This is a genomic window from Romboutsia sp. 1001713B170207_170306_H8 (genome assembly GCF_015550495.1).
GTDB lineage: Bacteria > Bacillota > Clostridia > Peptostreptococcales > Peptostreptococcaceae > Romboutsia_E.
Map to the genome: position 1 here is coordinate 366,381 of NZ_JADNAX010000001.1, position 23,450 is coordinate 389,830.

Sequence of the window (23,450 nt, forward strand, 5' to 3'; positions counted from 1 at the left end):
TTTAATAAGATTAACTAAGATATAATTTGTACATATTTTAGGGGGAATCTTAGATGTTAATAATGGTGGCTAATAAGAAGAAACTAAAGAAGATAGGCATAGGAGTTTTAGTTATATTGCTTATTATAGGAGGAGTATTTTGGGGGATGAAAAGCAGTATAACTCCGACTTTTAACTTTAATGATCTAGCTGACTTACCTTACGAAAGAGGAACTAAAGCTAATAGTGGCTACGTTGCAATTACATGCAACGTAGACCTTGGCTGGGAAGATGAATACATAGAGTCGATATTAGATACTCTAAAAAAAGAAGATGCAAATATAACATTTACTATAACAGGTAAGTGGGCAGAAAATAAAAAAGAACTTTTACAAAGAATGATTTCAGAAGGTCATGAGGTTGGAAGTCATGGATATAAACATTTAGACTATGCTAAGTTAAGCTATGAAGAAAATTTAGAGCAGATGAAAAAAGCTGAATCTATTATAGAGGAAATTACAAATCAAGAAATTAAATTTTTTCAAGCTCCAGCAGGTTCTTTTGGCGAAGGGACAATTAAGGCAGCTAAAGAGTTAGGATATACAACATTTAAATGGGATGTAGATACAATTGATTGGAAATACAGAGAGGAGCCTGATGTGATAATAAACAGAGTAAATAAAAAGGAAATTAAAGATGGAAGTATAGTACTTATTCACCCTACAAAGGCAACCACACAATGTTTAGATGATATAATATCTATTATAAGGGGAAAAGGACTTAAAGTAGGTAGATTAATGGATATTTTTTAATAACTTAATTTTTATTGAATAAATAAACCTACTAAACTATAATGAAATACATATACTTATTTAGATTTAGAACTAAAGTTTAACCAATAAATAATAGTCTATATAAAATATTGTTACAAATGGAGGATGATATGTACAAAGTAAAAACATTAGAGAATGGACTTACAATAATAGGTGAAGAAATACCTTATGTGAAATCAATATCTTTAGGAGTATGGATAAATGCAGGATCAAGAATTGAAGATAATAAAGTGAGTGGAGTATCTCATTTTATAGAACATATGTTATTTAAAGGGACAAATAAAAGAAGTTCAAAAGATATTGCAAGTGAAATTGATAATTTAGGTGGTCAAATAAATGCTTTTACAAGCAAAGAATGTACATGCTACTATGTAAAATTACTAGATGAACATATAAATATAGGGTTAGATATATTAAGCGATATGATACTAAACTCTAAGTTTGATGAAAAAGATATAGATAAGGAAAGATCAGTAATTTTAGAAGAACTTAAAATGTATGAAGATTCACCAGAGGACTTAGCTTATGATATGTTATTAGAGCACATTTATAAAGATGATGGACTGGGAATGAATATATTAGGTAATAGAAAATCCTTAGATTATATAAATAGAAAAGAGTTATTAGAATATTTTAATAAATATTATGTACCTAATAATTCAGTAATATCAGTATCAGGAAACTTTGATTTTGATACTATGTTAGAAAAAATAGAAGAAAAATTTAAAAGTTGGAAAAGCAAAGATGTAACTATAGAGCTAAAAGAAGCTACATTTAATTCTTGTCATATAGCTAAAAATAAGGATACAGAACAAGTGAACTTAACAATGAATTTAAAGGCTATTGGATTAGAGGATGATGATGAAGTATATGCATTAGCTGTTATAAATAATATATTTGGAGGTAGTATTAGCTCTAGATTATTCCAAAAAATAAGAGAAGAAAAAGGGCTAGTATATTCTATATACTCAGCACAAAGCTTATATAGAAAATGTGGAGAACTAGGGATTTTTGCTAGTATGAGTAATGAAAATTTAGAAGAAGTATGTGAAATTATAAAAAATGAAATAAAAGACTTAAGAGAAAATTATTTAACAGAAAAAGAAATACATGAAAGTAAAGAGCAATTAAAAGGTAGTTACTTATTAGGTTTGGAAAGTACAGGAAGTAGGATGATGTCTATGGGAAAATCAATGCTACTTGTAAATAAAGTAAAAACTACAGATGAAATTTTAGAATGTATAAATAATGTAAACTTTGACAGTATAAAAAAGGTTATAAACAAAGTATTTGATTTGAGTAATCTTGGAATTTGTATAGTCGGCAGAGATGTAGAGGATATAAAGTTGTAATTAATAAGTTTAGGGGGGATAAGTATGAATTTATCTGAAATTGCAGGGAAAGAAATTGTTAACCTAGTTACAGGGGAAAGACTAGGTGTAGTTGGTGAATGTGACCTTATAATAGATGAAACAACAGGAAAAATATTGGCATTATTAATACCAAAAGAAAAAGGCTTTTTTGGACGAAAGAAAGAAGGCTCAGTTCTAGAAGTACCTTGGAGAAGCGTAAAAAAAATTGGTAACGATATGATAATTATAGAATATGATGGAGTATATTAAATGTAGTTATTAGGGGGGAATATATGGGAGTATTAGTACAAAAATTTGGTGGAACATCAGTAGAATCATATGAAAAAATGAAAGAGGTTGTTAATATAATAAAAAGCTATAGAGAAAAGGGGAATGATTTGGCAGTAGTTGTATCAGCTATGGGAAGAAAAGGTGCACCTTATGCAACAGATACATTAATAGATTTATGTAAAAATGTTAATGAAAAAGCATCAAAAAGAGAACTAGATCTTATAATGTCCTGTGGAGAAATAATATCTGGAACTATTTTGTCAAGTATGTTAGAAGGTGAAAATATACCATCTATATTTTTAACAGGAACTCAAGCTGGAGTAATAACAACGAATTCTTACTCTAATGCTAAGATAAAAAAAATAAACTCACAAAGAATTGAAACAGAATTATCTATGGGAAAGGTAGTTGTAATAGCTGGATTTCAAGGTAGTACAGAGGATGGAGATGTAACTACTCTAGGTAGAGGAGGGAGTGATACATCTGCAGTAGCAATAGGTAAAGCATTAGGAAGTAAGAAAGTTCAAATATATACTGATGTAGATGGAATAATGACAGCAGATCCTAGAGTAGAGCCTGATGCAAGAGTGATAAAATTTATAGAATATGAAGAGGTTTTTCAAATGGCAGAGCAAGGTTCAAAGGTAATACATCCAAGAGCTGTAGAGCTTGCTAAAAAGGCTGATATAATACTAGAAATAAAAAACACATTAAATCCAGAGTATGAAGGAACTAAGATTGGTTCAATTAAAAACCTACAACATGGAAATCAAAGTTATGAGGAAGAAGAGGGATTTATATCTACAGTAGCTCATAAAAATAATATAGCTCAAGTAAAAGTAAAATCTTGTGAAGATGTATTTTCTAGAATACTAAATGAAATGGAAGATAAGAAAATAAATATGGATATGATTAATTTTTTTATAGAAGATAAGGGATTTGCTATTAACAAATCAGATGTAGATGTTGTTGAGGAAATACTTAAAAAGAACTCAGTACAATATGAGATAAACAAGGATTGTGCAAAGGTTACTTTATTAGGTAGTAAAATAACTGAAACACCTGGAGTTATAGCAAAGATTATGAGAGGTTTAACAAAGATTAATATAGAATTACTTCAGTCATCTGACTCTTATACTTCTGTATCTTGCTTGGTTAAAGAAAAAGACATGGTAGAAACTATTCATATTATACATAATCTTTTTTATAAAAATGAAGATTAGATAGTCTCAAATTAAAAAGAATATACTAGTTTAGTATATTCTTTTTAATTTGAGACTGTTAGCATATAAAGAATAAAATATTATTGACAGTGGTAAAATTATTCAATAATATTTTATATTGATAAAATAATTATATAGAAGACGTATATGGAATTATCAAAAATATTAAATAAAAAGTTATCTTTATTATCATTAACATGGCCAATATTTATAGAGCTGTCATTACAGCTATTAGTAAATAATATTGATCAGGTAATGTTAAGTAGGGTATCTGATAAAGCAGTAGCAGCAGTTGGAAATGTAAATCAAATAATGAATGTATTAGTAATAACTTTTAGTGTGGTAACAATGGCTACAACAATACTTGTATCTCAGTACTTGGGAGCGAAGAATCATAGTAAAGTATCTGAAATCTATACAGTATCTATTTTTACTAACTTTATATTTGGTATAGCATCAGGAATTTTATTATTTATATTAGGAAGTTATATACTTAATTTAATTAAACTCCCAAATGATTTGATTAATGATGCAAATATATATATGAATATAGTTGGAGGGGGATTATTTTTACAATCGCTATTTTTAACTTATTCAGCTATATTTAGAAGTAATGGTTTGATGAAACAAACTATGTATATTTCTATATTAGTAAATATACTAAATATAATTGGTAACACTATCTTACTAAATGGGTATTTCGGACTACCTAAGATGGGAGTAGATGGTGTTGCAATTTCAAGTGTAATGAGTAGGTTTATAGGAGTTGTTATAATAGCATATATTTTTAAAAAGGAAGTAAATGGTGAAATTTCATTAAAATATATTAGACCATTCCCGAAAGATACTTTTAAGAAATTAATAAATATAGGTATTCCATCAGGAGGAGAAAATATATCATATAATATATCACAGACAGTAATTTTAGCCATAGTAAATACCCTTGGAACAACTATTGTTACTGGTAGAACTTATATAGGTATTATAGTAATGATTTCATATTTATATGCAAATGCAGTATCTCAAGCAAATCAGATTATAGTGGGACATTTAATTGGAGCTAAAGAAGAGGATGAAGCTTACAAATGTGTATTAGATACTCTAAAAAAGGCAATGCTAGTTACTTTAATTGTATCTGGTTCAATATTTATTTTTAGTGACTATATTTTAGGAATATTTACTAAAGATATAACAATACTTAGACTAGGCAAACACATATTATTTATAGATATTTTCTTAGAACTAGGAAGATCTATTAATATGGTAACGATAAGAGGAATGCAAGCTGCAGGAGATATAAAATTTCCTGTAATGGTGGGAATAATATCTATGTGGCTAATATCGGCATTATTTTCATACATATTTGCTATACAATTTAATATGGGATTATATGGTGTATGGCTAGCTATGGCTATGGATGAAATTTTAAGAGGAATAATATTTTATAATAGATGGAGAAGAGGTAGTTGGAGATCTAAGCTTGTAATGTAATTATTATATAAATCAAGCATTAAAGTATGAATTTTTTACAAGGATTTGGAAAAAATAAAAATAATAATGCTTGAGAGGAGAATTAAAATGAAATTTAATGAAGATAATATTGAATATAATAATTACATAAACAAAAATATGGATAATTATAATTTAGAAAAAGATACTGTGGATATAGAAAAAATAAATTCTAATTTATTAATGCAAGATCAAAATAATAACAATAACAATAATAATAATGCAAATGATAATGAAATGGAAGATATAAAGCAAATGGGAATTCCACAAATTCCAAATCAACCTAAGAAAGATATACAGTGTATTACAATAATAGGAGAAATAGAAGGACATTTTATAGGAAATCCACAAAAAAAAGCTACTAAGTATGAACATATAATTCCAATGTTATATTCGGTAGAAGAAAATCCAGATATAAAAGGTGTACTTGTAATTTTGAATACAGTTGGAGGAGATGTAGAAGCAGGTCTTGCTATGGCAGAGCTTCTAAATAGTGTATCTAAAAAAATAGTAACACTTGTATTAGGTGGAAGTCACAGTATAGGCGTTCCTCTTGCAACTGCAGGAGATTATTCATTTATAGCTCCAACTGCTACTATGATAGTTCACCCAATTAGAACAAATGGATTAGTAATTGGTGTAAATGAAACATTTGAATATTTTAAAAAGATGCAAGAGAGAATTGTTGAGTTTATAACTAGAACATCAAAAATAGAACGAGATGAATTAGTTAAATTAATGCATGCTAAAGATGAATTAGTTAGTGATGTTGGTAGTGTTCTTATAGGAAAGGAAGCTGTTGACTGTGGTATAATTGATGAAGTTGGAGGACTTAAAGAAGCACTAGCTAAACTAAAAGAACTAATAGCAGAAGATGATAAGAGCAAAGAAAATAAATAAGTTTGTTTAAATAATACAATATATGATATAATTAAGTAATATAAGTATAAGTATAAGTATAAGTAGAAAGTGTTAGTGTTTAGGCATTAACACTTTTTATCGATTAAAGAACCTATAATTTATCAGGGTAGAGATGATTTATAAAAAGTAAGAGGTGAGATGAGTGGCAAAGAAAAAAAGCAAAAAGAAAAAAGATAAAGACCTAGGATTTAGAGCAGAGTATCATAATCTAGTTACAATATTTGTAGGTATATTCTTATTATATAGCTTAAATTCTGCTTCTATGGGATTAATAGGAAACTTTATGCAGAATATATTTAAAGGCCTATTTGGAGGATTATCATTTACAATACCTTTTATAGTTATTATTGCAGGTATTCTTGGATTCTTTGAAGGAAATGAATATGTTTATAGATTAAAGAATAGTAAAATGTACTATATTATAGTAACATTTGTATTTGTATTTTATGGATTATTAAATGCTAGAACTATACCTGTAGATTCACCATTTAAATCCACAATGATTAGTGATGTAATGCAAATGGGAGTAAATGGAAATGGAACTGGACTTATAACTTCTACTATAGCATATTATATAAAAGCAATCTTTGGTATAACTGGAGGATGGCTAATTAGTATATTTGCATTATTATTATGTGTAATGTTTACATTTAATATATCAATACAAGATTTTATATCGAATGTAAATTTTGGAAGCAAAGGAAGTAAAAAAACAAAGCTAAAAGGCAAGAATTTAAAAGAAAAAGTTTCAAATTTAAAACAATCTGCTTTAGACATGATAACTGATGAAGTAGATGATAGTACTATGGAACAAACTATGATAGAAGAAAAGAAACCAAGTATTTTTAAAGGTATTATTGATAAAAACAAACAACATAAAGCTAACAATGAGCAAAAAGAGCCAGCATTAAGTTTAGAAGATGATGTAGATGACAAGACTATAAAAATAGTAGGATTTAATAAAGCTGAAGATGATTATTTAGAAATATTAGAAGTAACTCAAACTGGTTCAGAACTTGATGTATTAAAAAATCTTCAAGGTTCTAAAACTGAAAATTTATCTAAAGAAACTTATAATTTTGATAAAACACAAAATATTGAACGTACTCAGCCAATAAACTTAGACATGGATTCGGTATCAAAATATGAAAATTATAAAAAACCTGGATTTGACCTATTAAATAAGTTTGATAAAAAAAGTGATGAACACGGAAAGAAAAAAGTACTAAAAAATGCGTCATTATTAGAAAAAACACTATCTGATTTTGGAGTTGAAGCTAAAGTAAATCAAGTTACAGTAGGACCTACAATAACAAGATATGAAATTCAGCCAAGCCCAGGTGTAAAGGTAAGCAAAATAGTAAACTTAACTGATGATTTAGCACTTAGTTTAGCTGCAAAAAGTATAAGAATAGAAGCACCAATACCTGGTAAGAGTGCAATCGGTATAGAAGTACCAAATGAAGAAAGCCAAATGGTAGGATTAAGAGAAGTATTAGAAAGTGATGAATTTAAAAACTTTGAATCACCACTTGCAATGGCTTTAGGTAAGGATATAGGAGGAAAACCAATCATAGCAGATATTGGAAAGATGCCTCACTTACTTATAGCAGGTTCAACAGGTTCAGGTAAAAGTGTTTGCGTAAATACGTTAATAAATAGTATATTATATAAATCTAATCCAGATGAAGTTAAGTTTTTACTTATAGACCCTAAAGTGGTTGAACTAGCAAGCTACAATGGAATACCTCATTTACTAATACCTGTTGTAACTGATCCTAAAAAAGCTGCTAATGCTTTAAACTGGGCAGTCACAGAAATGAATAGAAGATATAAATTATTTGCTGAAAATCAAGTAAAAGATATAACAAGTTACAATGAAAAATGTGAAGAAAAATTACCTAAGATTGTAATAATCATAGATGAGCTTGCGGACTTAATGATGGCTTGTGCAAATGATGTAGAAGATTATATTTGTAGATTGGCACAAATGGCAAGGGCTGCAGGAATGCATTTAATTATAGCAACGCAAAGACCATCAGTAGATGTAATAACGGGTGTTATAAAAGCAAATATACCATCTAGAATAGCATTTGCAGTTTCATCACAAACAGATTCTAGAACAATACTTGATTTAGGTGGAGCAGAAAAGTTGTTAGGTAAGGGTGATATGCTATTCTATCCATTAGGTGCTGCTAAACCTGTAAGGCTACAAGGAGCATTTATATCAGAACATGAATCAGAAAGAGTTATAGATTTTATAAAAAATCAAGTAACTGAAGAAGTAAAATATGAAGATGATATAATGGATACTATTTCAAAATCAGTTTCTATAAAATCGAGTGATGAAGATGACTTATTAGCAGACGCAATAGAGTTTGTTGTGAATAATGGTCAAGGTTCAGCATCTATGCTTCAAAGAAAGTTTAAAATAGGATTTAATAGAGCAGCTAGATTAATTGATTCTATGGAGGAAAGAGGTATAGTTGGACCAAGTGAAGGAAGTAAACCTAGAAAAGTTTTAATAACGAAGGAAGAATTAGCTAATTTAGAAGGTGAATAAAATTTGAAGACAATAAATATAGAGGACGCTTTAAAGCTTAAAAATACAATTTTTATAGATGTAAGAACAGAAAAAGAATATGAGGATGACCATATCTTAAATGCTCATAACATGCCATTATTTAGTAATGATGAACATCATGAAATAGGAACTATTTATAAAACTCAAGGTAAACATGAGGCTATAGATAGAGGATTTGATTTTGTATCACCAAAGCTAAAGGATATGTATAGAGAGGTTAAAGAATTATCAAAGCAATACGAACATGTAATTATATATTGTGCAAGAGGCGGAATGAGAAGCGGAAGTTTTGCTAACCTATTAGCTTCTATTGGAATTGATATATATAAACTTGAAGGTGGATATAAATCATATAGAAACTATGTAATAGATTATTTAAGTAATGTAATGAAGAAAAAACAATTCATAGTACTTCATGGTTTAACTGGAGTTGGAAAAACAGAATTGTTAGTAGAACTAGAAAAAAATAATATTGATGTAGTTGATTTAGAACAAATGGCAAAAAATACAGGCTCTGTATTTGGATTTATAACATTTGATGAAAAACCACCAACACAAAAAACTTTTGAGGCTAGAATATTTAATGCATTGTATTACTCTAAAACAGACTACGTGTTTATAGAAAGTGAAAGTAAAAGAGTTGGTCATGTACTAGTACCAAATGAAATTTATGAAGGAATAATAAGAGATGGATACCACATACTTATAGAATGTGATATAGAAGATAGAGTAAAAAGACTTTGTAAAGATTATATTTATGATAGAGATGAAGGAAATATAGATATATTAAGAGAATGTATAGGTAGATTTAAAAAAAGACTAGGGAATAAAAAAGTTGAAGAGTATTTACAAATGTTAGAGGAAGAAAAATATGAAGAGCTTGTAGAAAAGTACTTAGTTGAATACTATGATCCATTATATATGCATTCTGTACAGCAATATAAATATAATGAAGTGATTCACTTTAAAGACATAAATGATACAATGAAAGAATTAATTAATTTTCATAAGACAGCAAGAAAAGGAGCAGAAGAATGTTAAAAATAGCACTTGAATCATTAGGTTGTTCAAAAAACTTAGTAGACGCAGAAATAATGATGGGTATCTTAAATAAAAAAGGATACAAATTAGTAGGAAATATGGAAGAGGCTGATATAGCTCTAGTTAATACTTGTGGGTTTATAGAATCAGCAAAGCAAGAATCTATAGAAACAATAATTGAAATAGCACAGTTAAAAGAAACAGGAAACTTAAAACTTCTTGTAGTAACAGGGTGCTTAGCTCAAAGATATTCAGAAGAGTTAAAATCAGAAATACCAGAAATAGATGCAATAGTTGGAACAGGAAGCTACCAAAATATAGATGAAATTGTTGCAGGACTTGAAAAAGAAAATAAAATAGTAAGCTTAAATGATATAGAGTTCGCATTCAATGAAGAACTTCCAAGATATGTTTCAACACCAAGTTACATGGCATATTTAAAAATAAGTGAAGGGTGCGATAAACATTGTACTTATTGTATAATACCTAAGTTAAGAGGTAAGCAAAAAAGTAGAAAGATGGAAGATATATTGGCTGAAGCAAGAGATTTAGCATTAAGAGGTGTTAAAGAACTTGTAGTAATAGCACAAGATAGTACAACTTATGGAACAGATATATATGATGGAGAAGCTAAATTACCTCAGTTATTAGAAGAATTAGCTAAGGTAGAAGGTATAAAATGGATAAGAATAATGTACTCATATCCAGAATCAATAACAGAGGAATTAGTTCAAGTTATTAAAAAGTATGATAACATATGTAATTACTTTGATATGCCAATACAACATGCAAGCAACAAAATACTTAAATTAATGAATAGACACACAACTAAAGAAGATATATTAGCAAAAATAGAAATGATAAGAAATAATATACCTGATGCAACATTAAGAACTACAATAATAACTGGTTTCCCAGGTGAAACAGAAGAAGATTTTGAAGAATTATTAGAATTTGCTCAAATCGTCAAGTTTGATAGACTAGGAGCTTTTGCATACTCAAGAGAAGAAGGAACTGCAGCAGATAAATTACCAGGCCATATAGAACAAGAAATAAAAGAACAAAGAAGAGATAGACTTATGATGTTACAACAAGGAATATCTCAAGAAGTTATGGCAACTAAAATAGGTAAAACATATGAAGTTCTTATAGAAGAGCAAATCGAAAAGAATGTTTATATGGGAAGAACAGAAGGTGATGCAGAAGAAATAGATAGTATAGTTTATGTAAAGTCTAAAAGAAGTCTTAAGCCAGGCGAATTCGTAATGGTAGAGATTAATAATGCATTAGAGTATGATTTAATGGGAGATGTAATAAATGAACTTGCCTAATAAATTAACATTATTTAGGATATTTTTAATACCTGTATTAATAGTAGTAATGCTACTTAATATACCAAGTAAATTTTTAATTGCATGTATAATATTCATAGTAGCTTCTATAACTGATGCTATGGATGGGCACATTGCTAGAAGTCGCAACTTAGTTACTGACTTTGGTAAATTTATGGACCCACTTGCAGATAAACTATTAGTTATATCAACACTAACTTGTATGATAGAAGCAGGGTTAGTGCCAGCTTGGATGGTAATCATAATAGTTTCTAGGGAGCTTACTGTAAGTATATTAAGAGCCATAGCAGCAGCTGACGGTAAAGTTATAGCAGCAAGTGGTGGAGGAAAATTAAAAACTATAACACAAATGATATCTATAATAGTTTTATTAATAGGTGCAAACTTTAATAATACTTTATTATTAAATATAGGTTTTGTGTGTATATTAATTGCTACATTGCTTACATTATATTCTGGATGGGAATACTTATATAAAAATAAAGAATTATTTATGGAAAGTAAATAATAAAATACCTTGAAGATATTTTTCTTCAAGGTATTTTATTATTTAGAAAACTATATTTTAAAAGTCTCATATAATTCAATTGGCAGATTATCAGGATCATTAAAAAATGTAAATCTGCACTGAGTGACTTCGTCTATTCTTATATTCTCAGTAGGTATACCATTGTTATTTAAATAATCTATAGCTTCACCAATGTCATTAACTTCAAAACATAAATGTCTAAGTCCACAGGCCTCAGGATAGCTTGATCTTTTAGGTGGATTATCAAAAGAAAAAAGTTCTAATTGGCAATCTCCTACTTGTAAATCTAGCTTATATGAGTTTCTATCTTTTCTATAAGTTTCATTTATAATTTTTAAACCTAAAATATTTACATAAAAGTTTTTTGACTTTTCATAATTTGAGCAAATTATAGCTGTATGATGTATCTTATTTAATTTCATAATACCCCCTATGAATAACTTTATATAATAATTGTATATTTATATTTTCATAGATTCAATTGAAAGTTTAAATATATAGCAAAAAATTAAAATTATGATTATTGAATAAGAATAAGATGGTAAGAAGGTTTCAACATACTCTTATAAATTTTAGGGAATATTAAAATTTATAGATTAAATTAGTATAAAAGATTATAAAAGGGTTTATAAATGAAATAAGTATGGTAAAATTTTACTATCAACGTTTGTTGAATTATAGTGAAAAATAGGTCTATATATTAAATGAAGAAATTTGACTAGAAAGATGTAATAAGGTATAATTATATACGAACAAATGTTTGATGATAAGAATTTAATTTAATATTTAATAGATGAAAGGAAGAATATAAATATGAGTATTGAACAAGAAAAGCTGAAAGCCCTTAACCTAGCTTTAGGGAAAATTGAAAAAGACTTTGGTAAAGGTTCAGTAATGAGACTTGGAGAAGCGACATCTATGAATATAGATGTTATACCAACAGGTTCAATTGGACTTGACATAGCTGTTGGTATAGGGGGACTTCCAAAAGGTAGAATAGTAGAAATATATGGACCAGAATCTTCAGGTAAAACAACAGTTGCTCTTCATACTGTGGCAGAAGCTCAAAAACAAGGTGGAATAGCGGCATTCATAGATGCAGAACATGCACTAGATCCAGTTTATGCAAAAGCATTAGGAGTAGATATAGATAACTTAATAATATCTCAACCAGATACAGGAGAACAAGCACTAGAAATAACAGAAGCATTAATAAGAAGTAATGCAATAGATATAATAGTAGTTGACTCAGTTGCGGCATTAGTTCCAAGAGCTGAAATTGAAGGGGATATGGGAGACTCTCACGTTGGTCTTCAAGCAAGACTTATGTCTCAAGCACTAAGAAAACTAACAGGATCAATAAAGAAATCTAACTGTGTTGCAATATTCATTAACCAATTAAGAGAAAAAGTTGGTATAATGTTTGGTAATCCTGAAACTACTACAGGTGGTAGAGCACTTAAGTTCTATTCATCAGTAAGACTTGATGTTAGAAAAATAGATACTATAAAACAAGGTGATAAAGTTTTAGGAAGTAGAACAAGAGTTAAGGTAGTAAAGAATAAAGTTGCTCCACCGTTTAAACAAGCAGAATTTGATATAATGTATGGAGAAGGTATATCTAAAATAGGTGACTTATTAGATATAGCAGCAGACATAGATATAGTTAAAAAGTCTGGAGCTTGGTATAGCTATAATGATATAAAACTTGGACAAGGTAGAGAAAATGTTAAAAAGTTCTTACAAGATAATATGGATTTAACTAATGAAATAGATACAAAAGTAAGAGCTCATTATAAGTTAGATGAGGCAAAAGATAATGCAGCAGATCATGAAGACAACGAAAGTATAGATAACTTTGAAGAATAAAAAATCAATACCTCCTATTAATCCTATTAACTTGACATAAGCTAGAAAAAATAATAAAATTAAGTAAGGATAAATTATGTAAAATAATTTTCTAATAGAGTATGAAAATGTACTCTATTAGACATATATAAGAAGATTATTCTTTGAATATAGTTTATTATGTAGCATAGTTTACTTAATAATAAAATTTTGAAGTTGCAAAGGTGACATTTTGGGATTATTACAAAGGAGGTGGATGTCATAGAAACGATAGCAATAGGCGTAGTAGCGGTGCTTGTTGGTGTTGGAGTTGGATATTTTGTAAGAAAAAATATTTCTGAAGCAAAAATTGGTCAAGCAGATCAACTAGCTAAAGAGATTTTAGATAAAGCAGAAAGAGACTCAGAAACATTACAAAAAGAAAAGCTATTAGAAGCTAAAGAAGAAATTCATAAGTTAAGAACAGACGTAGAAAGAGAACATAAGTCTAGACGAAACGAATTACAGAAATTTGAGAATAGATTAGTGCAAAAAGAAGAGGCATTAGATAAAAAATTACAAAATTTAGAATCTAAAGAATCTAATCTTAATGAAAAATTAAAAGTGGTTCAAACAAAAGAAGAAGAAGTTGAAACTATAAAGAATCAACAACTAGAAAAATTAGAAAGCATATCAGGTGTAACATCAGATGAAGCAAAGGAAATTATATTATCCAAAGCAGAGAGAGAAGTTAGACGTGAAATGTCTATAATGATAAAAGAAATAGAAACTCAAGCTAAAGAAGAAGCTGAGAAAAAATCAAGGGAAATTATAGGTTATGCCATCCAAAAGTGTGCAGCAGATCATGTTGCAGAAACTACTGTAACAGTAGTTAACTTACCTAATGATGAAATGAAGGGAAGAATCATAGGTAGAGAAGGTAGAAATATAAGAACTCTAGAAACAGCAACTGGAATTGATCTTATAATAGATGATACACCAGAAGCAGTAATTTTATCTGGATTCGATCCAATAAGAAGAGAAGTTGCAAGAATTGCACTTGAAAAACTTATAGCAGATGGTAGAATACATCCAGCTAGAATCGAAGAAATGGTAGAAAAAGCTAGAAAAGAAGTCGATAATATAATTAAAGAATATGGGGAACAAGCAACTTTTGAAACCGCAGTTCATGGATTACATCCAGAATTAGTTAGATTATTAGGTAGACTTAACTATAGAACTAGTTATGGACAAAATGTATTAAAACACTCTATAGAGGTAGCTCATATAGCTGGTATAATGGCGGCTGAAATTGGAGCTGATGTAAAATTAGCAAAAAGAGCTGGTTTACTTCATGATATAGGTAAAGCAGTGGACCATGAGATGGAAGGAACTCATGTAGAAATAGGTATGGATTTACTTAGAAGATATAGGGAATCTAAAGAAGTAATACATGCTATGAGTACTCACCATGGAGATTATGAGCCTCAAACAATAGAAGCTGTATTAGTAACTGCAGCAGATGCAATATCTGCAGCTAGACCAGGAGCTAGAAGAGAAACTCTTGAAGCATATATTAAGAGATTAGAGAAGTTAGAGGAAATAGCTAACTCATATGAAGGTGTAGAAAAATCATTTGCAATACAAGCTGGTAGAGAAATTAGAATAATGGTTAAGCCAGAAAATGTTTCAGATGAAGGAATACACTTACTAGCCAGAGAAATGACTAAGAGAATTGAAGATGAGCTTGAATATCCAGGTCAAATAAAAGTTAGTATAATAAGAGAGACTAGAGCAATAGAATATGCAAAATAAAATGAAACCTGTTTTAAGATAAGAAATCTTAAGACAGGTTTTTTTATTAATATTTAGTATTATAAATATAAGAATTAAACATAATAAGTAATAATTTATATATGGACGGAGAGGTTAAAGTTATGTTTAAGATTAAAATTATTTTTATAGTTATAGTATTTTTAATCGGGAGTACAATTAAAATAAATGGATATGAAGTTAATGATAATACATTAATACTAGGTGGAACTTATATAAAAGAAGATTGCACAACATGCGAGTTTGATGTAAGAAATGAAGAAGAGTTTTCTAATTTAGAAAGATTTTTTAGACCATCAAACATGCCAATATTAAATGATAAAAGAGAAAATGAACTATATAATTTTTATGGAAATAATTATATGAATATAACTTTACCAAAAGAACTTATGAAATCACCAGAAGATACTATAATAAATTACTTTAGTGTACTTAGAGAAGCTGCAAATCCTACTGAGGATACTAATACAGGTTGTGGAAGTTTAGGTGATACCAAAGGACCTTATCCAGTAGCATATAATTTTCTATCTAGTTCTTATAAGTTAAAGTATTCTTATAATGAGTATTTAAAATCATTTGAAAATAAATTACATATTAATTTAATTAAACTAAATAAGGTAGACTCAGAGGAAGAGGAATCTAGTGAATTAAAGTATTTTGTAGAGCTAGAGGTTATAGAAGGCTCAAAAGAAAAATTAGGTTTATTTGCTTACTACTATGGATATATTTATTTAGAAAAAGAAGGTCATACATATAAAATTAAAGATATGGAGTACTTAGGTGAGAATTATTTATGTGCACCTTATCATGGTTGGAAATATGATGCAAAATCATTTATAGAAATTGAATATAGAGATTGGTGTTCACTAGTAGATGGAAATATAGAGATTACACAAGATGGATATAAAAAAAAGGCATATTTTAAAGATAAAAACAAAAATGAATATTATGTTCTATTTTACCAATTAACTAATGGTGTAGATATAAAGATAGCTGATTATAAAAATAATAAAAATAATAAGTGGGAGTTAATACATATATATCCTGAGAAATGCTTAGATAAGAAAAAGAATAGATAGTGATAAGAAGACAAAATCTTTAAAAAAAGAATGAAGAGAGTTCATTAAATTAGTATAGATATACGAATCTAGTACTAGAAAATGAACTCTTTTTTTATAATTAAGATAAAGCTTTAAGAGCATCTATATTAAGAATTTTTATCTTTCCTCTATTAATTTCTATAATTTTATTTTTCTCAAATTTTTTTAGTATTCTACTTACAGCTTCCCTTGCAGAACCTAAATGATTTGCAATAGATTCATGAGTTATATAAAGAACATTAGAATTTGTAAAATTGGATTGTTCTATTAGTAAATTAGAAATTCTTGAGTCTAAACTAAAAAAAATAGCCTGTTCTAAAACACCCATAACATTAGATAACTTATCTTGAGTTAGATTAAGTAAAAAGTTTAACACATGAGTATTAGACTTAGATAATTCATTAAAAAATGAACTATCAATAATAAGCGCTAAAGATTGCTCTTCTGATTCTAGATTTACATCATATGTAATATTTTTAAATGCACAGCCAGCAGATAATATGCAGATATCCCTTTCAAGCAATCTAAAAAGGGTTAACTCTCTTCCTGATGGAGCAGATATAAAAGCTCGAAATTGACCTGAGATTGTTATTAAAACTCCAGTACAAGTAGAGTTTTTATTGTGAACTAGTTCCCTTTTTTTATATGATGATAAATAACTTTTAGACATTAAGTCCTTAATTTCTTCAGGTGATAAATTATTGTAAAAAGATAAATTTTCTTTTAAAATTTCAATTTTATCTATATCCAACATAAATTCCTCCAATCAATATTATTTATAGAAAAATGTGTATATTAATAAATATACATATTAATATACACATTAGTTTAATATTTATAAACTTATTTTTTTATAATAGACTTAGGCAGTAGGTATCCACCTAACATAAATAATATTACAACTATAAATAATCCTATGAAGCCTATATTAAATACTGATGGATACTTAGGAGATAAGTTAAATAAAGTCATATTTCCTAAATTAAATCCAGATATAAGTCCTCTTTCATTTAAATATCCATATGATATTGAGAAAGCAAAGGCACTAAGTAATCCACAAAGGATTGTACTTATAGCTTTTTTAAAATTACTACCACTTGCTGCACCTACACAAGTTCTAGAACAAGTACCAGCAACACCAAATAATAGTCCAAATATAATTCCTCCTATTATAAACCTTGTATTTAAAGTTTTTATATCCAAGTGACTTATATCGAAAATACCTATATAGTTAGCAATAGATAGTAACACACTTGGAAGACCTATAGCGAATAGTGTAATCTTTACTAAATCTAAGTCTTCTAATCTTAACATTGCTAATAATTTTCTAGGGTTAGTAGCACCAGCTTTATATAATGCATATCCAAAGAATGAACCTAATATTATACCAAGTAATATTTTTATATTGTAATCTCCTTAATTATAATTTATTTTTACTTATTATTGCTGTTGGAATTGCAACGGTAAATACTACAGCTGCAAATACATAACCGCTTATACTAGATTGCATCATACCCATCATCATATGTCCATTTGTACATCCACCAGCAAATCTTGACCAAATAATAGAAAAATCTTTCTATAAACATAGTTACATATCTTCATAGAAACCCTTTATTTGCGTTAATATTGCATTTATAGTTTGTTTCTTCGTAGGATTCATTATTTAATTTTAATGCTTATTTAATATAACAAATTACAAAAATAAACTCTGTGACTTTATCATATAATGAATTGATATTTTAATATAAAAATAAAGAAAATGGATTTAAATGATAAATAAAAACTATTTGACATTATAGTTTACATAGAATATTCTAGTAATTAAGGCAAGGGAAATGATATTATAGACTTCATTTCCCTATTTTTTTGAAGATTATTTAATTAATGTAGTAAGGGGAGTAAGTATATGGGTGAAAGAGAAATATTTTTAAGATTATTATTAGCATTAGTAGTAGGTGGAGTAACAGGTATAGAAAGAGAAAGATTAAATAAATTTGCAGGATTTAGAACCCATATACTAGTATCTTTAGGTTCTTGTATATCATCAATAATTTTACTCGAATTATTTTTACAGTATAGTGGTACTGCTAATTTAGATCCAGCTAGGTTATCAGCACAAGTGTTATCAGGGATAGGTTTTTTAGGTGCAGGAACAATACTTAAAACATCTAGCGGTGTAAAAGGATTGACTACAGCTGCTGGAATATGGTCTACAGCTTGTATAGGAATAGCTATTGGATATGGATATTACTTTCTTGCCTTAGTATCTTGGATATTTTTGATTATAGTACTATATGCGCTACAATATATGGAGATGTGGCGTAAAAGACAAAAAAGTATAAATATAATTATTACAATGAATGAAGGTATGTCTATAGATAAGCTAGTAAAGTTACTATGTGATATGAGTAAGAATGATATAAATTTTTCTATGGATAAAAATGATAATACTTTGATATTTAAACTAAAATTAAGTGATGATAAAAGTATAGATCATATTAAATTGCTAGAAGAAATATCAAAGATAAATGAGGAAATTTCTGTAAAGTATGTTTAAAAATTAACTAGTGAATATTTTATTGACAGTAAAAATAATATTAAGTATAATTTAATTAAATCAACAGGAAAACGTTTGAAGGAAAAATTAATAATTGGGCGAAGAGTAGAGAGAGCCTCCTATACAAATATAAATAGTGTAGGGGGCTCTCTATATTTTTTCAAAAACTAATATAAATATGGGGGTAAAAGTATGTATGATATAGCAGTAATAGGAGCTGGTATAACAGGTAGTGCCATTGCAAGAGAGCTATCTAAATATGATATAAATGTTATTGTAATTGAAAAGGGAGTTGAAGTATGTCAAGGAACAACAAAGGCAAATAGTGCTATAGTACATGGTGGATTTGATGCTAAAGAAGGAAGTTTAAAGGCTAAATTAAATGTTAGGGGAAATGAGTTATATCCACAGTTATGTAATGATTTAAGAGTAGAATTTAAGCAAATAGGATCTTTGGTATTAGCATTTAATGAAGAGGAGAAAAAACATCTTGAATCTCTTTATAAAAGAGGATTAATAAATAACTCTAAAGGTCTTAAATTATTAACTGGAGAAGAAGTAATTTCTATAGAGCCAAATATTAACAAAAATGTAGTTGGAGCTTTGCTTTGTGAAAGTGCAGGTATTGTTTGTCCATTTAACTTAAATATAGCACTTATGGAAAATGCAATAAATAATGGTGTAGAATTGAAACTTCAAAGTGAAGTATTAGATATAAAAAAAGAAGATGATATATTTAATATAAAGACATCGCAAGGAATTATAAAGTCTAAATATGTAATAAATGCGGCAGGAGTGTATGCTGATAAAATAAACAATATGATAGGAGGAAATGAATATTATATAATTCCTAGAAAAGGTGAGTATAAGATACTTGATAAATCAGAAGGAAAGATTGCAAATCATGTATTATTCCAATGTCCAAGTGAAAAAGGAAAAGGAGTATTAGTTACTCAAACTGTTCATGGAAACTTAATGATTGGTCCAAATGCTAACGAAGTTGAAGATAAGGAAGATATAACTACAAGTAAAAATGGTATACAAGAAATTGTAGAAGCGTCTAAAAAAACAATTGAAAATATAAACTTTAGAAAAACTATAACATCATTTGCAGGACTTAGAGCAACATCATCTACAGGAGATTTTTGTATATTTGCATCAGATATATCTAAGAACTTTATAAATGTTGGAGGTATTGAATCACCTGGATTAGCATCAGCACCAGCTGTTGGCGAATATGTGATAGAGATTTTAAAAGAAGAAGGATTAGAATTAGAAACAAAAGAAAACTTTAATCCAATAAGAGAAAAGCATAAGGCGTTTTCACAAATGAGTATAGAAGAAAAAAATGAATTAATAAAAAAGGATGAAAGATATAAAAAGATTATTTGTAGATGTGAAAGTGTAACAGAAGGTGAAATAGTAGATGCTATAAATAGACCTTGTGGAGCAAGAACTGTAGATGGAGTTAAGAGAAGGGTTAGACCAGGTATGGGAATATGTCAGGGTGGATTTTGTGGACCTAGAGTAATAGAGATTTTATCAAGAGAATTAAATGTACCTGTTGAAGAAATATTAAAGGATTATGAAAATTCTAATGTGGTTTTAGGAAAAGTAAAAGAATTAAGGGGTGATTTAGTTGAGATATAATATTGTAATTATAGGTGGGGGACCAGCAGGACTGGGAGCAGCAGTTGAAGCTAAAAAAAATGGTATAGAAAATGTTCTTATAATAGAAAGAGATAGAGAACTTGGTGGAATACTTAATCAGTGTATACATAATGGCTTTGGACTGCATGAATTTAAGGAAGAACTAACAGGACCTGAGTATGCAGGTAAGTTTATAGAAATGGTAAAAAAAGAAAATATAGATTACATGCTAAATACAATGGTACTTAATATAAATGAAAATAAATCAATAGAAGCTATTGGAGAAGATGGATTAATAAATATAGAAGCTGATGCTATAGTTTTGGCAATGGGATGTAGAGAAAGAACTAGAGGAGCTATAGATATTCCCGGATATAGACCAGCTGGAGTATACACCGCAGGGGCAGCTCAAAGACTAAGTAATATGGAAGGATATATGGTAGGAAAAGAAGTAGTTATTTATGGATCAGGAGATATAGGTCTTATAATGGCTAGACGTATGACTTTAGAAGGTGCTAAGGTAAAAGCAGTTGTAGAAATAAATCCTCACTCAAGTGGTCTTACTAGAAATATAGTTCAGTGTCTAGATGATTTTAATATACCTCTAAAACTAAGTACATCTATAAGTTATATAGATGGAAAAGAAAGGGTTAGTGGAGTAACTTTATCAAAGCTAGATGAAAATAGAAATCCAATACCAGATCAGGATGAATTTATAGAATGTGATACAGTTTTATTATCAGTAGGATTAATACCAGAAAATGAGCTAAGTGTAGGTGCGGGTGTAAATTTAGATATGAGAACTAGTGGACCTATTGTTAATAATACAATGTCAACTAATTTGGATGGCGTTTTTGCTTGTGGAAATGTTGTTCATGTTCATGATTTAGTTGATTTTGTTACAAAGGAAAGTAGAATAGCTGGTAGAAATGCAGCTAAGTATTGTCTAAGTAAGTTAGAAAAAAATGATACAGTGAGTACTGAAGCTGGAGAAGGTATAGGGTATATAGTACCTCAAAATATAGATACATCAAATGATGAAGATGTTAATTTATTTATGAGAGTAAGAAATATATATAAAAATAAAAAGCTCGTTGTAAAAAGCAATAATGAAATTATTTTAGAAAAGAAAAGAAAACATATGATACCATCCGAGATGGAAAGTATTAATATAAGTAAAGATTTATTAAAAAATATTACAGGCAATATATCTGTAAGTGTAGAGGAGGCTTAAAATGAGTTTAGAAGAAGTTTTAGCTAAAAAAGAACTTACATGTATAGTTTGTCCAATGGGATGTAAGTTAAGTGTAGAATGTTTAGGAGACGATTTTAAAGTAGAAGGGAATAATTGTAAAAGGGGAGAAAAGTATGCAAAAGAAGAGCTTACAAACCCCAAAAGAGTTATAACTACCACTGTAAAGCTTGGAAATTCGTATTTGCATTTACTTCCAGTTAAAACAGAATCATCAATACCAAAAAATTTGATGTTTGAAGTAATGAAAGAACTAGATAAAATAAAAGTAGATGCTCCGATAAAAGTAGGAGATATAATAATAAAAAATATACTAAACACAGGTGTTAATATTGTAAGTGCAAAAACTGTAGAAAAATTATAAATGTCGTTATAGGAATAAGATGTAAATTATTTTTACATCTTATTTTTATTCAAGATACAGAATATAATGTAAAAGGAACTCTCTGTAGATATAGTCATATAATAATATTGAGTAATTTTTAGAATTTTTATGGGGGACATTGATATGAAAAATCAGTACAATGAATGTGGGATTAAAAAATTAAGCCCTTATTATGTATCAGATGTATGTAGTGGACATATACAAAATAATGAAAATAAATATTATAGAGGAAAATCAGAAGTTGTAAAACTCAAAAGAGGAGTAAATTCTGTTGTTACATTGAAAAATCCTAAAAATTCAGAGGTTATTGTATATGTTAATAATACTATCGTAGCTAATATATCAGATGTAGTAGTTACTGAAAATATATACTATTCGGCAAGTGCGACGGGTAATTTAATCAAATCTAATAATATAATATCAAGTAATGCACCTTATGGAAAAAATACAAAAGCTCATAGTGAAATATATTATGGAGAAGATATAAAAATAAGCAACGGAGTAAGTACACGAACATCGATGATACTACCGTATAGTAATTTACTAGGAGATGATAGTGGATCGGTAATACTGTATCCAGGCATGGAGGTTGTTATTGAACTTTATTTATCTGATTCTACTAAAGAAGGAGAAGGAATTGTATCGTTTATATGGTGGGAAGAACCTATAAAAATAGTAGAGGGTGATTAGAAATGGATAAATCATATCCGTATTATATTGCAGATATAAGTAGTGGATATATACAAAATAAACAGCAAAAATACTTTAGAGGTAAAACTGGAGTGATTAAGGTCAAACCAGGACTTAATGCAGTAGGTGTTTTATCTAATCCAATAAACTCTGGTGCTAAAATATATGTAAATAAAGTATTAGTAGCAAACTTATCAGATGTTCCTTTTGTTGAAAATGTATACTATCAGTCTGGACTAAAAGGAAACTTATTTGAATCATATAATATAGCATCAGGTAATAAAGGTGATAAAAAAGATTTAAAAAAATTAGGCAAAATATATTATGGCGAAGATATAAGTATAATTGAAGGAATAAGTCCAGAGACTTTTTCTGTTGGTCCATATCAGAACTTTAAAGGGAATCCATCGGGTTCTGTTATATTATATCCAGGTATGAACTATATAATAGAGGCATATATAATTAATACTCAACAAAGTGGAGGTTGTATTATGTCTTTTGCATGGTGGGAAGAAATTATCTAAATGTATTAGATTATA

The 23,450-nt window shown here is 28.5% G+C and carries 22 protein-coding genes; 19 read left to right on the forward strand and 3 right to left on the reverse strand.

Annotation, left to right across the window (positions count from 1 at the left end; translation table 11 throughout):
- Positions 1-53 precede the first annotated feature (53 nt).
- The 10 genes from I2A66_RS01760 (at position 54) to pgsA (ending at position 11,593) form a co-directional block, all read left to right on the forward strand.
- On the forward strand, positions 54-791 hold the full coding sequence (locus I2A66_RS01760) for a polysaccharide deacetylase family protein (protein WP_122638178.1): 738 nt from the start codon (positions 54-56) through the stop codon (positions 789-791).
- Positions 792-922: 131 nt separating this feature from the next.
- On the forward strand, positions 923-2,164 hold the full coding sequence (locus I2A66_RS01765) for a M16 family metallopeptidase (protein ID WP_122638177.1): 1,242 nt from the start codon (positions 923-925) through the stop codon (positions 2,162-2,164).
- A 24-nt stretch (positions 2,165-2,188) separates the two neighbouring features.
- Positions 2,189-2,434 carry a YlmC/YmxH family sporulation protein gene (locus I2A66_RS01770; protein WP_122638176.1) on the forward strand — a complete coding sequence of 82 codons (246 nt, stop codon included), beginning with the start codon at positions 2,189-2,191 and terminating at the stop codon, positions 2,432-2,434.
- Positions 2,435-2,457: 23 nt separating this feature from the next.
- Positions 2,458-3,678 (forward strand): aspartate kinase, encoded by a 1,221-nt coding sequence (gene dapG, locus I2A66_RS01775; RefSeq protein ID WP_147515522.1) that lies wholly within the window; start codon positions 2,458-2,460, stop codon positions 3,676-3,678.
- A gap of 147 nt (positions 3,679-3,825) precedes the next feature.
- Positions 3,826-5,169, forward strand: a complete 1,344-nt coding sequence (locus I2A66_RS01780; RefSeq protein WP_195250831.1) for an MATE family efflux transporter — start codon at positions 3,826-3,828, stop codon at positions 5,167-5,169.
- A gap of 201 nt (positions 5,170-5,370) precedes the next feature.
- Positions 5,371-6,087, forward strand: a complete 717-nt coding sequence (locus I2A66_RS01785; RefSeq protein WP_147515669.1) for an ATP-dependent Clp protease proteolytic subunit — start codon at positions 5,371-5,373, stop codon at positions 6,085-6,087.
- A gap of 163 nt (positions 6,088-6,250) precedes the next feature.
- The gene (locus I2A66_RS01790) at positions 6,251-8,671 is read left to right on the forward strand and encodes an FtsK/SpoIIIE family DNA translocase (protein WP_122638173.1); all 2,421 of its coding nucleotides are present in this window, start codon (positions 6,251-6,253) and stop codon (positions 8,669-8,671) included.
- Positions 8,672-8,674: 3 nt separating this feature from the next.
- Positions 8,675-9,733, forward strand: a complete 1,059-nt coding sequence (gene mnmH / locus I2A66_RS01795; RefSeq protein WP_147515521.1) for a tRNA 2-selenouridine(34) synthase MnmH — start codon at positions 8,675-8,677, stop codon at positions 9,731-9,733.
- The gene (gene rimO / locus I2A66_RS01800) at positions 9,727-11,064 is read left to right on the forward strand and encodes a 30S ribosomal protein S12 methylthiotransferase RimO (protein WP_122638171.1); all 1,338 of its coding nucleotides are present in this window, start codon (positions 9,727-9,729) and stop codon (positions 11,062-11,064) included. Before mnmH ends, rimO begins: the two co-directional genes overlap by 7 nt.
- Complete coding sequence (gene pgsA / locus I2A66_RS01805; protein WP_147515520.1) at positions 11,051-11,593, forward strand: CDP-diacylglycerol--glycerol-3-phosphate 3-phosphatidyltransferase; 543 nt, start codon at positions 11,051-11,053, stop codon at positions 11,591-11,593. Before rimO ends, pgsA begins: the two co-directional genes overlap by 14 nt.
- Before the next feature lie 50 nt (positions 11,594-11,643).
- Here the strand turns inward: pgsA and gloA2 are convergent, their stop codons facing one another.
- A complete protein-coding gene (gene gloA2, locus I2A66_RS01810; protein ID WP_122638169.1) occupies positions 11,644-12,036 on the reverse strand; it encodes an SMU1112c/YaeR family gloxylase I-like metalloprotein in 393 nt (130 codons plus the stop codon).
- A gap of 391 nt (positions 12,037-12,427) precedes the next feature.
- Between gloA2 and recA the strand changes: the two genes are divergently transcribed.
- From recA to I2A66_RS01825, 3 genes are all read left to right on the forward strand, one after another.
- Positions 12,428-13,483 carry a recombinase RecA gene (gene recA, locus I2A66_RS01815; RefSeq protein ID WP_122638168.1) on the forward strand — a complete coding sequence of 352 codons (1,056 nt, stop codon included), beginning with the start codon at positions 12,428-12,430 and terminating at the stop codon, positions 13,481-13,483.
- 231 nt (positions 13,484-13,714) lie between these two features.
- Positions 13,715-15,256 carry a ribonuclease Y gene (gene rny, locus I2A66_RS01820; RefSeq protein ID WP_122638167.1) on the forward strand — a complete coding sequence of 514 codons (1,542 nt, stop codon included), beginning with the start codon at positions 13,715-13,717 and terminating at the stop codon, positions 15,254-15,256.
- Between the two features lie 122 nt (positions 15,257-15,378).
- The gene (locus tag I2A66_RS01825; RefSeq protein ID WP_147515519.1) at positions 15,379-16,353 is read left to right on the forward strand and encodes a hypothetical protein; all 975 of its coding nucleotides are present in this window, start codon (positions 15,379-15,381) and stop codon (positions 16,351-16,353) included.
- A gap of 100 nt (positions 16,354-16,453) precedes the next feature.
- Here the strand turns inward: I2A66_RS01825 and I2A66_RS01830 are convergent, their stop codons facing one another.
- Positions 16,454-17,128: a Crp/Fnr family transcriptional regulator gene (locus I2A66_RS01830; protein ID WP_207734709.1), complete on the reverse strand. Its 675-nt coding sequence runs from the start codon at positions 17,126-17,128 to the stop codon at positions 16,454-16,456.
- Positions 17,129-17,217: 89 nt separating this feature from the next.
- The gene (locus tag I2A66_RS01835; RefSeq protein ID WP_207734710.1) at positions 17,218-17,688 is read right to left on the reverse strand and encodes a YeeE/YedE thiosulfate transporter family protein; all 471 of its coding nucleotides are present in this window, start codon (positions 17,686-17,688) and stop codon (positions 17,218-17,220) included.
- Positions 17,689-18,283: 595 nt separating this feature from the next.
- On the opposite strand from I2A66_RS01835, the gene I2A66_RS01840 reads away from it, so the two are divergent.
- The 6 genes from I2A66_RS01840 (at position 18,284) to I2A66_RS01865 (ending at position 23,435) form a co-directional block, all read left to right on the forward strand.
- Entirely contained in the window at positions 18,284-18,934 is a 651-nt protein-coding gene (locus I2A66_RS01840; protein WP_195250833.1) for an MgtC/SapB family protein, read from the forward strand.
- A 192-nt stretch (positions 18,935-19,126) separates the two neighbouring features.
- Positions 19,127-20,584 carry an NAD(P)/FAD-dependent oxidoreductase gene (locus I2A66_RS01845; RefSeq protein WP_122638162.1) on the forward strand — a complete coding sequence of 486 codons (1,458 nt, stop codon included), beginning with the start codon at positions 19,127-19,129 and terminating at the stop codon, positions 20,582-20,584.
- On the forward strand, positions 20,574-21,818 hold the full coding sequence (locus tag I2A66_RS01850; RefSeq protein WP_195250835.1) for an NAD(P)/FAD-dependent oxidoreductase: 1,245 nt from the start codon (positions 20,574-20,576) through the stop codon (positions 21,816-21,818). Before I2A66_RS01845 ends, I2A66_RS01850 begins: the two co-directional genes overlap by 11 nt.
- 1 nt (position 21,819) lies before the next feature.
- A complete protein-coding gene (locus I2A66_RS01855) occupies positions 21,820-22,200 on the forward strand; it encodes a DUF1667 domain-containing protein (RefSeq protein ID WP_147515516.1) in 381 nt (126 codons plus the stop codon).
- A gap of 144 nt (positions 22,201-22,344) precedes the next feature.
- Complete coding sequence (locus I2A66_RS01860) at positions 22,345-22,911, forward strand: DUF6143 family protein (protein ID WP_147515515.1); 567 nt, start codon at positions 22,345-22,347, stop codon at positions 22,909-22,911.
- Between the two features lie 2 nt (positions 22,912-22,913).
- On the forward strand, positions 22,914-23,435 hold the full coding sequence (locus I2A66_RS01865) for a DUF6143 family protein (RefSeq protein ID WP_122638158.1): 522 nt from the start codon (positions 22,914-22,916) through the stop codon (positions 23,433-23,435).
- Positions 23,436-23,450 lie beyond the last annotated feature (15 nt).

Excerpts from the sequence above, each read along its gene's own strand:
- I2A66_RS01770 (WP_122638176.1), top strand. The coding sequence starts at position 2,189 with ATGAATTTATCTGAAATTGCAGGGAAAGAAATTGTTAACCTAGTTACA.
- I2A66_RS01825 (WP_147515519.1), top strand. The coding sequence starts at position 15,379 with ATGTTTAAGATTAAAATTATTTTTATAGTTATAGTATTTTTAATCGGG.
- pgsA (WP_147515520.1), top strand. The coding sequence starts at position 11,051 with ATGAACTTGCCTAATAAATTAACATTATTTAGGATATTTTTAATACCT.
- dapG (WP_147515522.1), top strand. The coding sequence starts at position 2,458 with ATGGGAGTATTAGTACAAAAATTTGGTGGAACATCAGTAGAATCATAT.
- I2A66_RS01835 (WP_207734710.1), bottom strand. The coding sequence starts at position 17,688 with ATGTTAAGATTAGAAGACTTAGATTTAGTAAAGATTACACTATTCGCT.
- I2A66_RS01780 (WP_195250831.1), top strand. The coding sequence starts at position 3,826 with ATGGAATTATCAAAAATATTAAATAAAAAGTTATCTTTATTATCATTA.
- I2A66_RS01830 (WP_207734709.1), bottom strand. The coding sequence starts at position 17,128 with ATGTTGGATATAGATAAAATTGAAATTTTAAAAGAAAATTTATCTTTT.
- I2A66_RS01845 (WP_122638162.1), top strand. The coding sequence starts at position 19,127 with ATGTATGATATAGCAGTAATAGGAGCTGGTATAACAGGTAGTGCCATT.
- I2A66_RS01785 (WP_147515669.1), top strand. The coding sequence starts at position 5,371 with ATGCAAGATCAAAATAATAACAATAACAATAATAATAATGCAAATGAT.
- I2A66_RS01760 (WP_122638178.1), top strand. The coding sequence starts at position 54 with ATGTTAATAATGGTGGCTAATAAGAAGAAACTAAAGAAGATAGGCATA.
- I2A66_RS01765 (WP_122638177.1), top strand. The coding sequence starts at position 923 with ATGTACAAAGTAAAAACATTAGAGAATGGACTTACAATAATAGGTGAA.
- recA (WP_122638168.1), top strand. The coding sequence starts at position 12,428 with ATGAGTATTGAACAAGAAAAGCTGAAAGCCCTTAACCTAGCTTTAGGG.
- I2A66_RS01865 (WP_122638158.1), top strand. The coding sequence starts at position 22,914 with ATGGATAAATCATATCCGTATTATATTGCAGATATAAGTAGTGGATAT.
- rimO (WP_122638171.1), top strand. The coding sequence starts at position 9,727 with ATGTTAAAAATAGCACTTGAATCATTAGGTTGTTCAAAAAACTTAGTA.
- I2A66_RS01860 (WP_147515515.1), top strand. The coding sequence starts at position 22,345 with ATGAAAAATCAGTACAATGAATGTGGGATTAAAAAATTAAGCCCTTAT.
- I2A66_RS01840 (WP_195250833.1), top strand. The coding sequence starts at position 18,284 with ATGGGTGAAAGAGAAATATTTTTAAGATTATTATTAGCATTAGTAGTA.
- I2A66_RS01855 (WP_147515516.1), top strand. The coding sequence starts at position 21,820 with ATGAGTTTAGAAGAAGTTTTAGCTAAAAAAGAACTTACATGTATAGTT.
- gloA2 (WP_122638169.1), bottom strand. The coding sequence starts at position 12,036 with ATGAAATTAAATAAGATACATCATACAGCTATAATTTGCTCAAATTAT.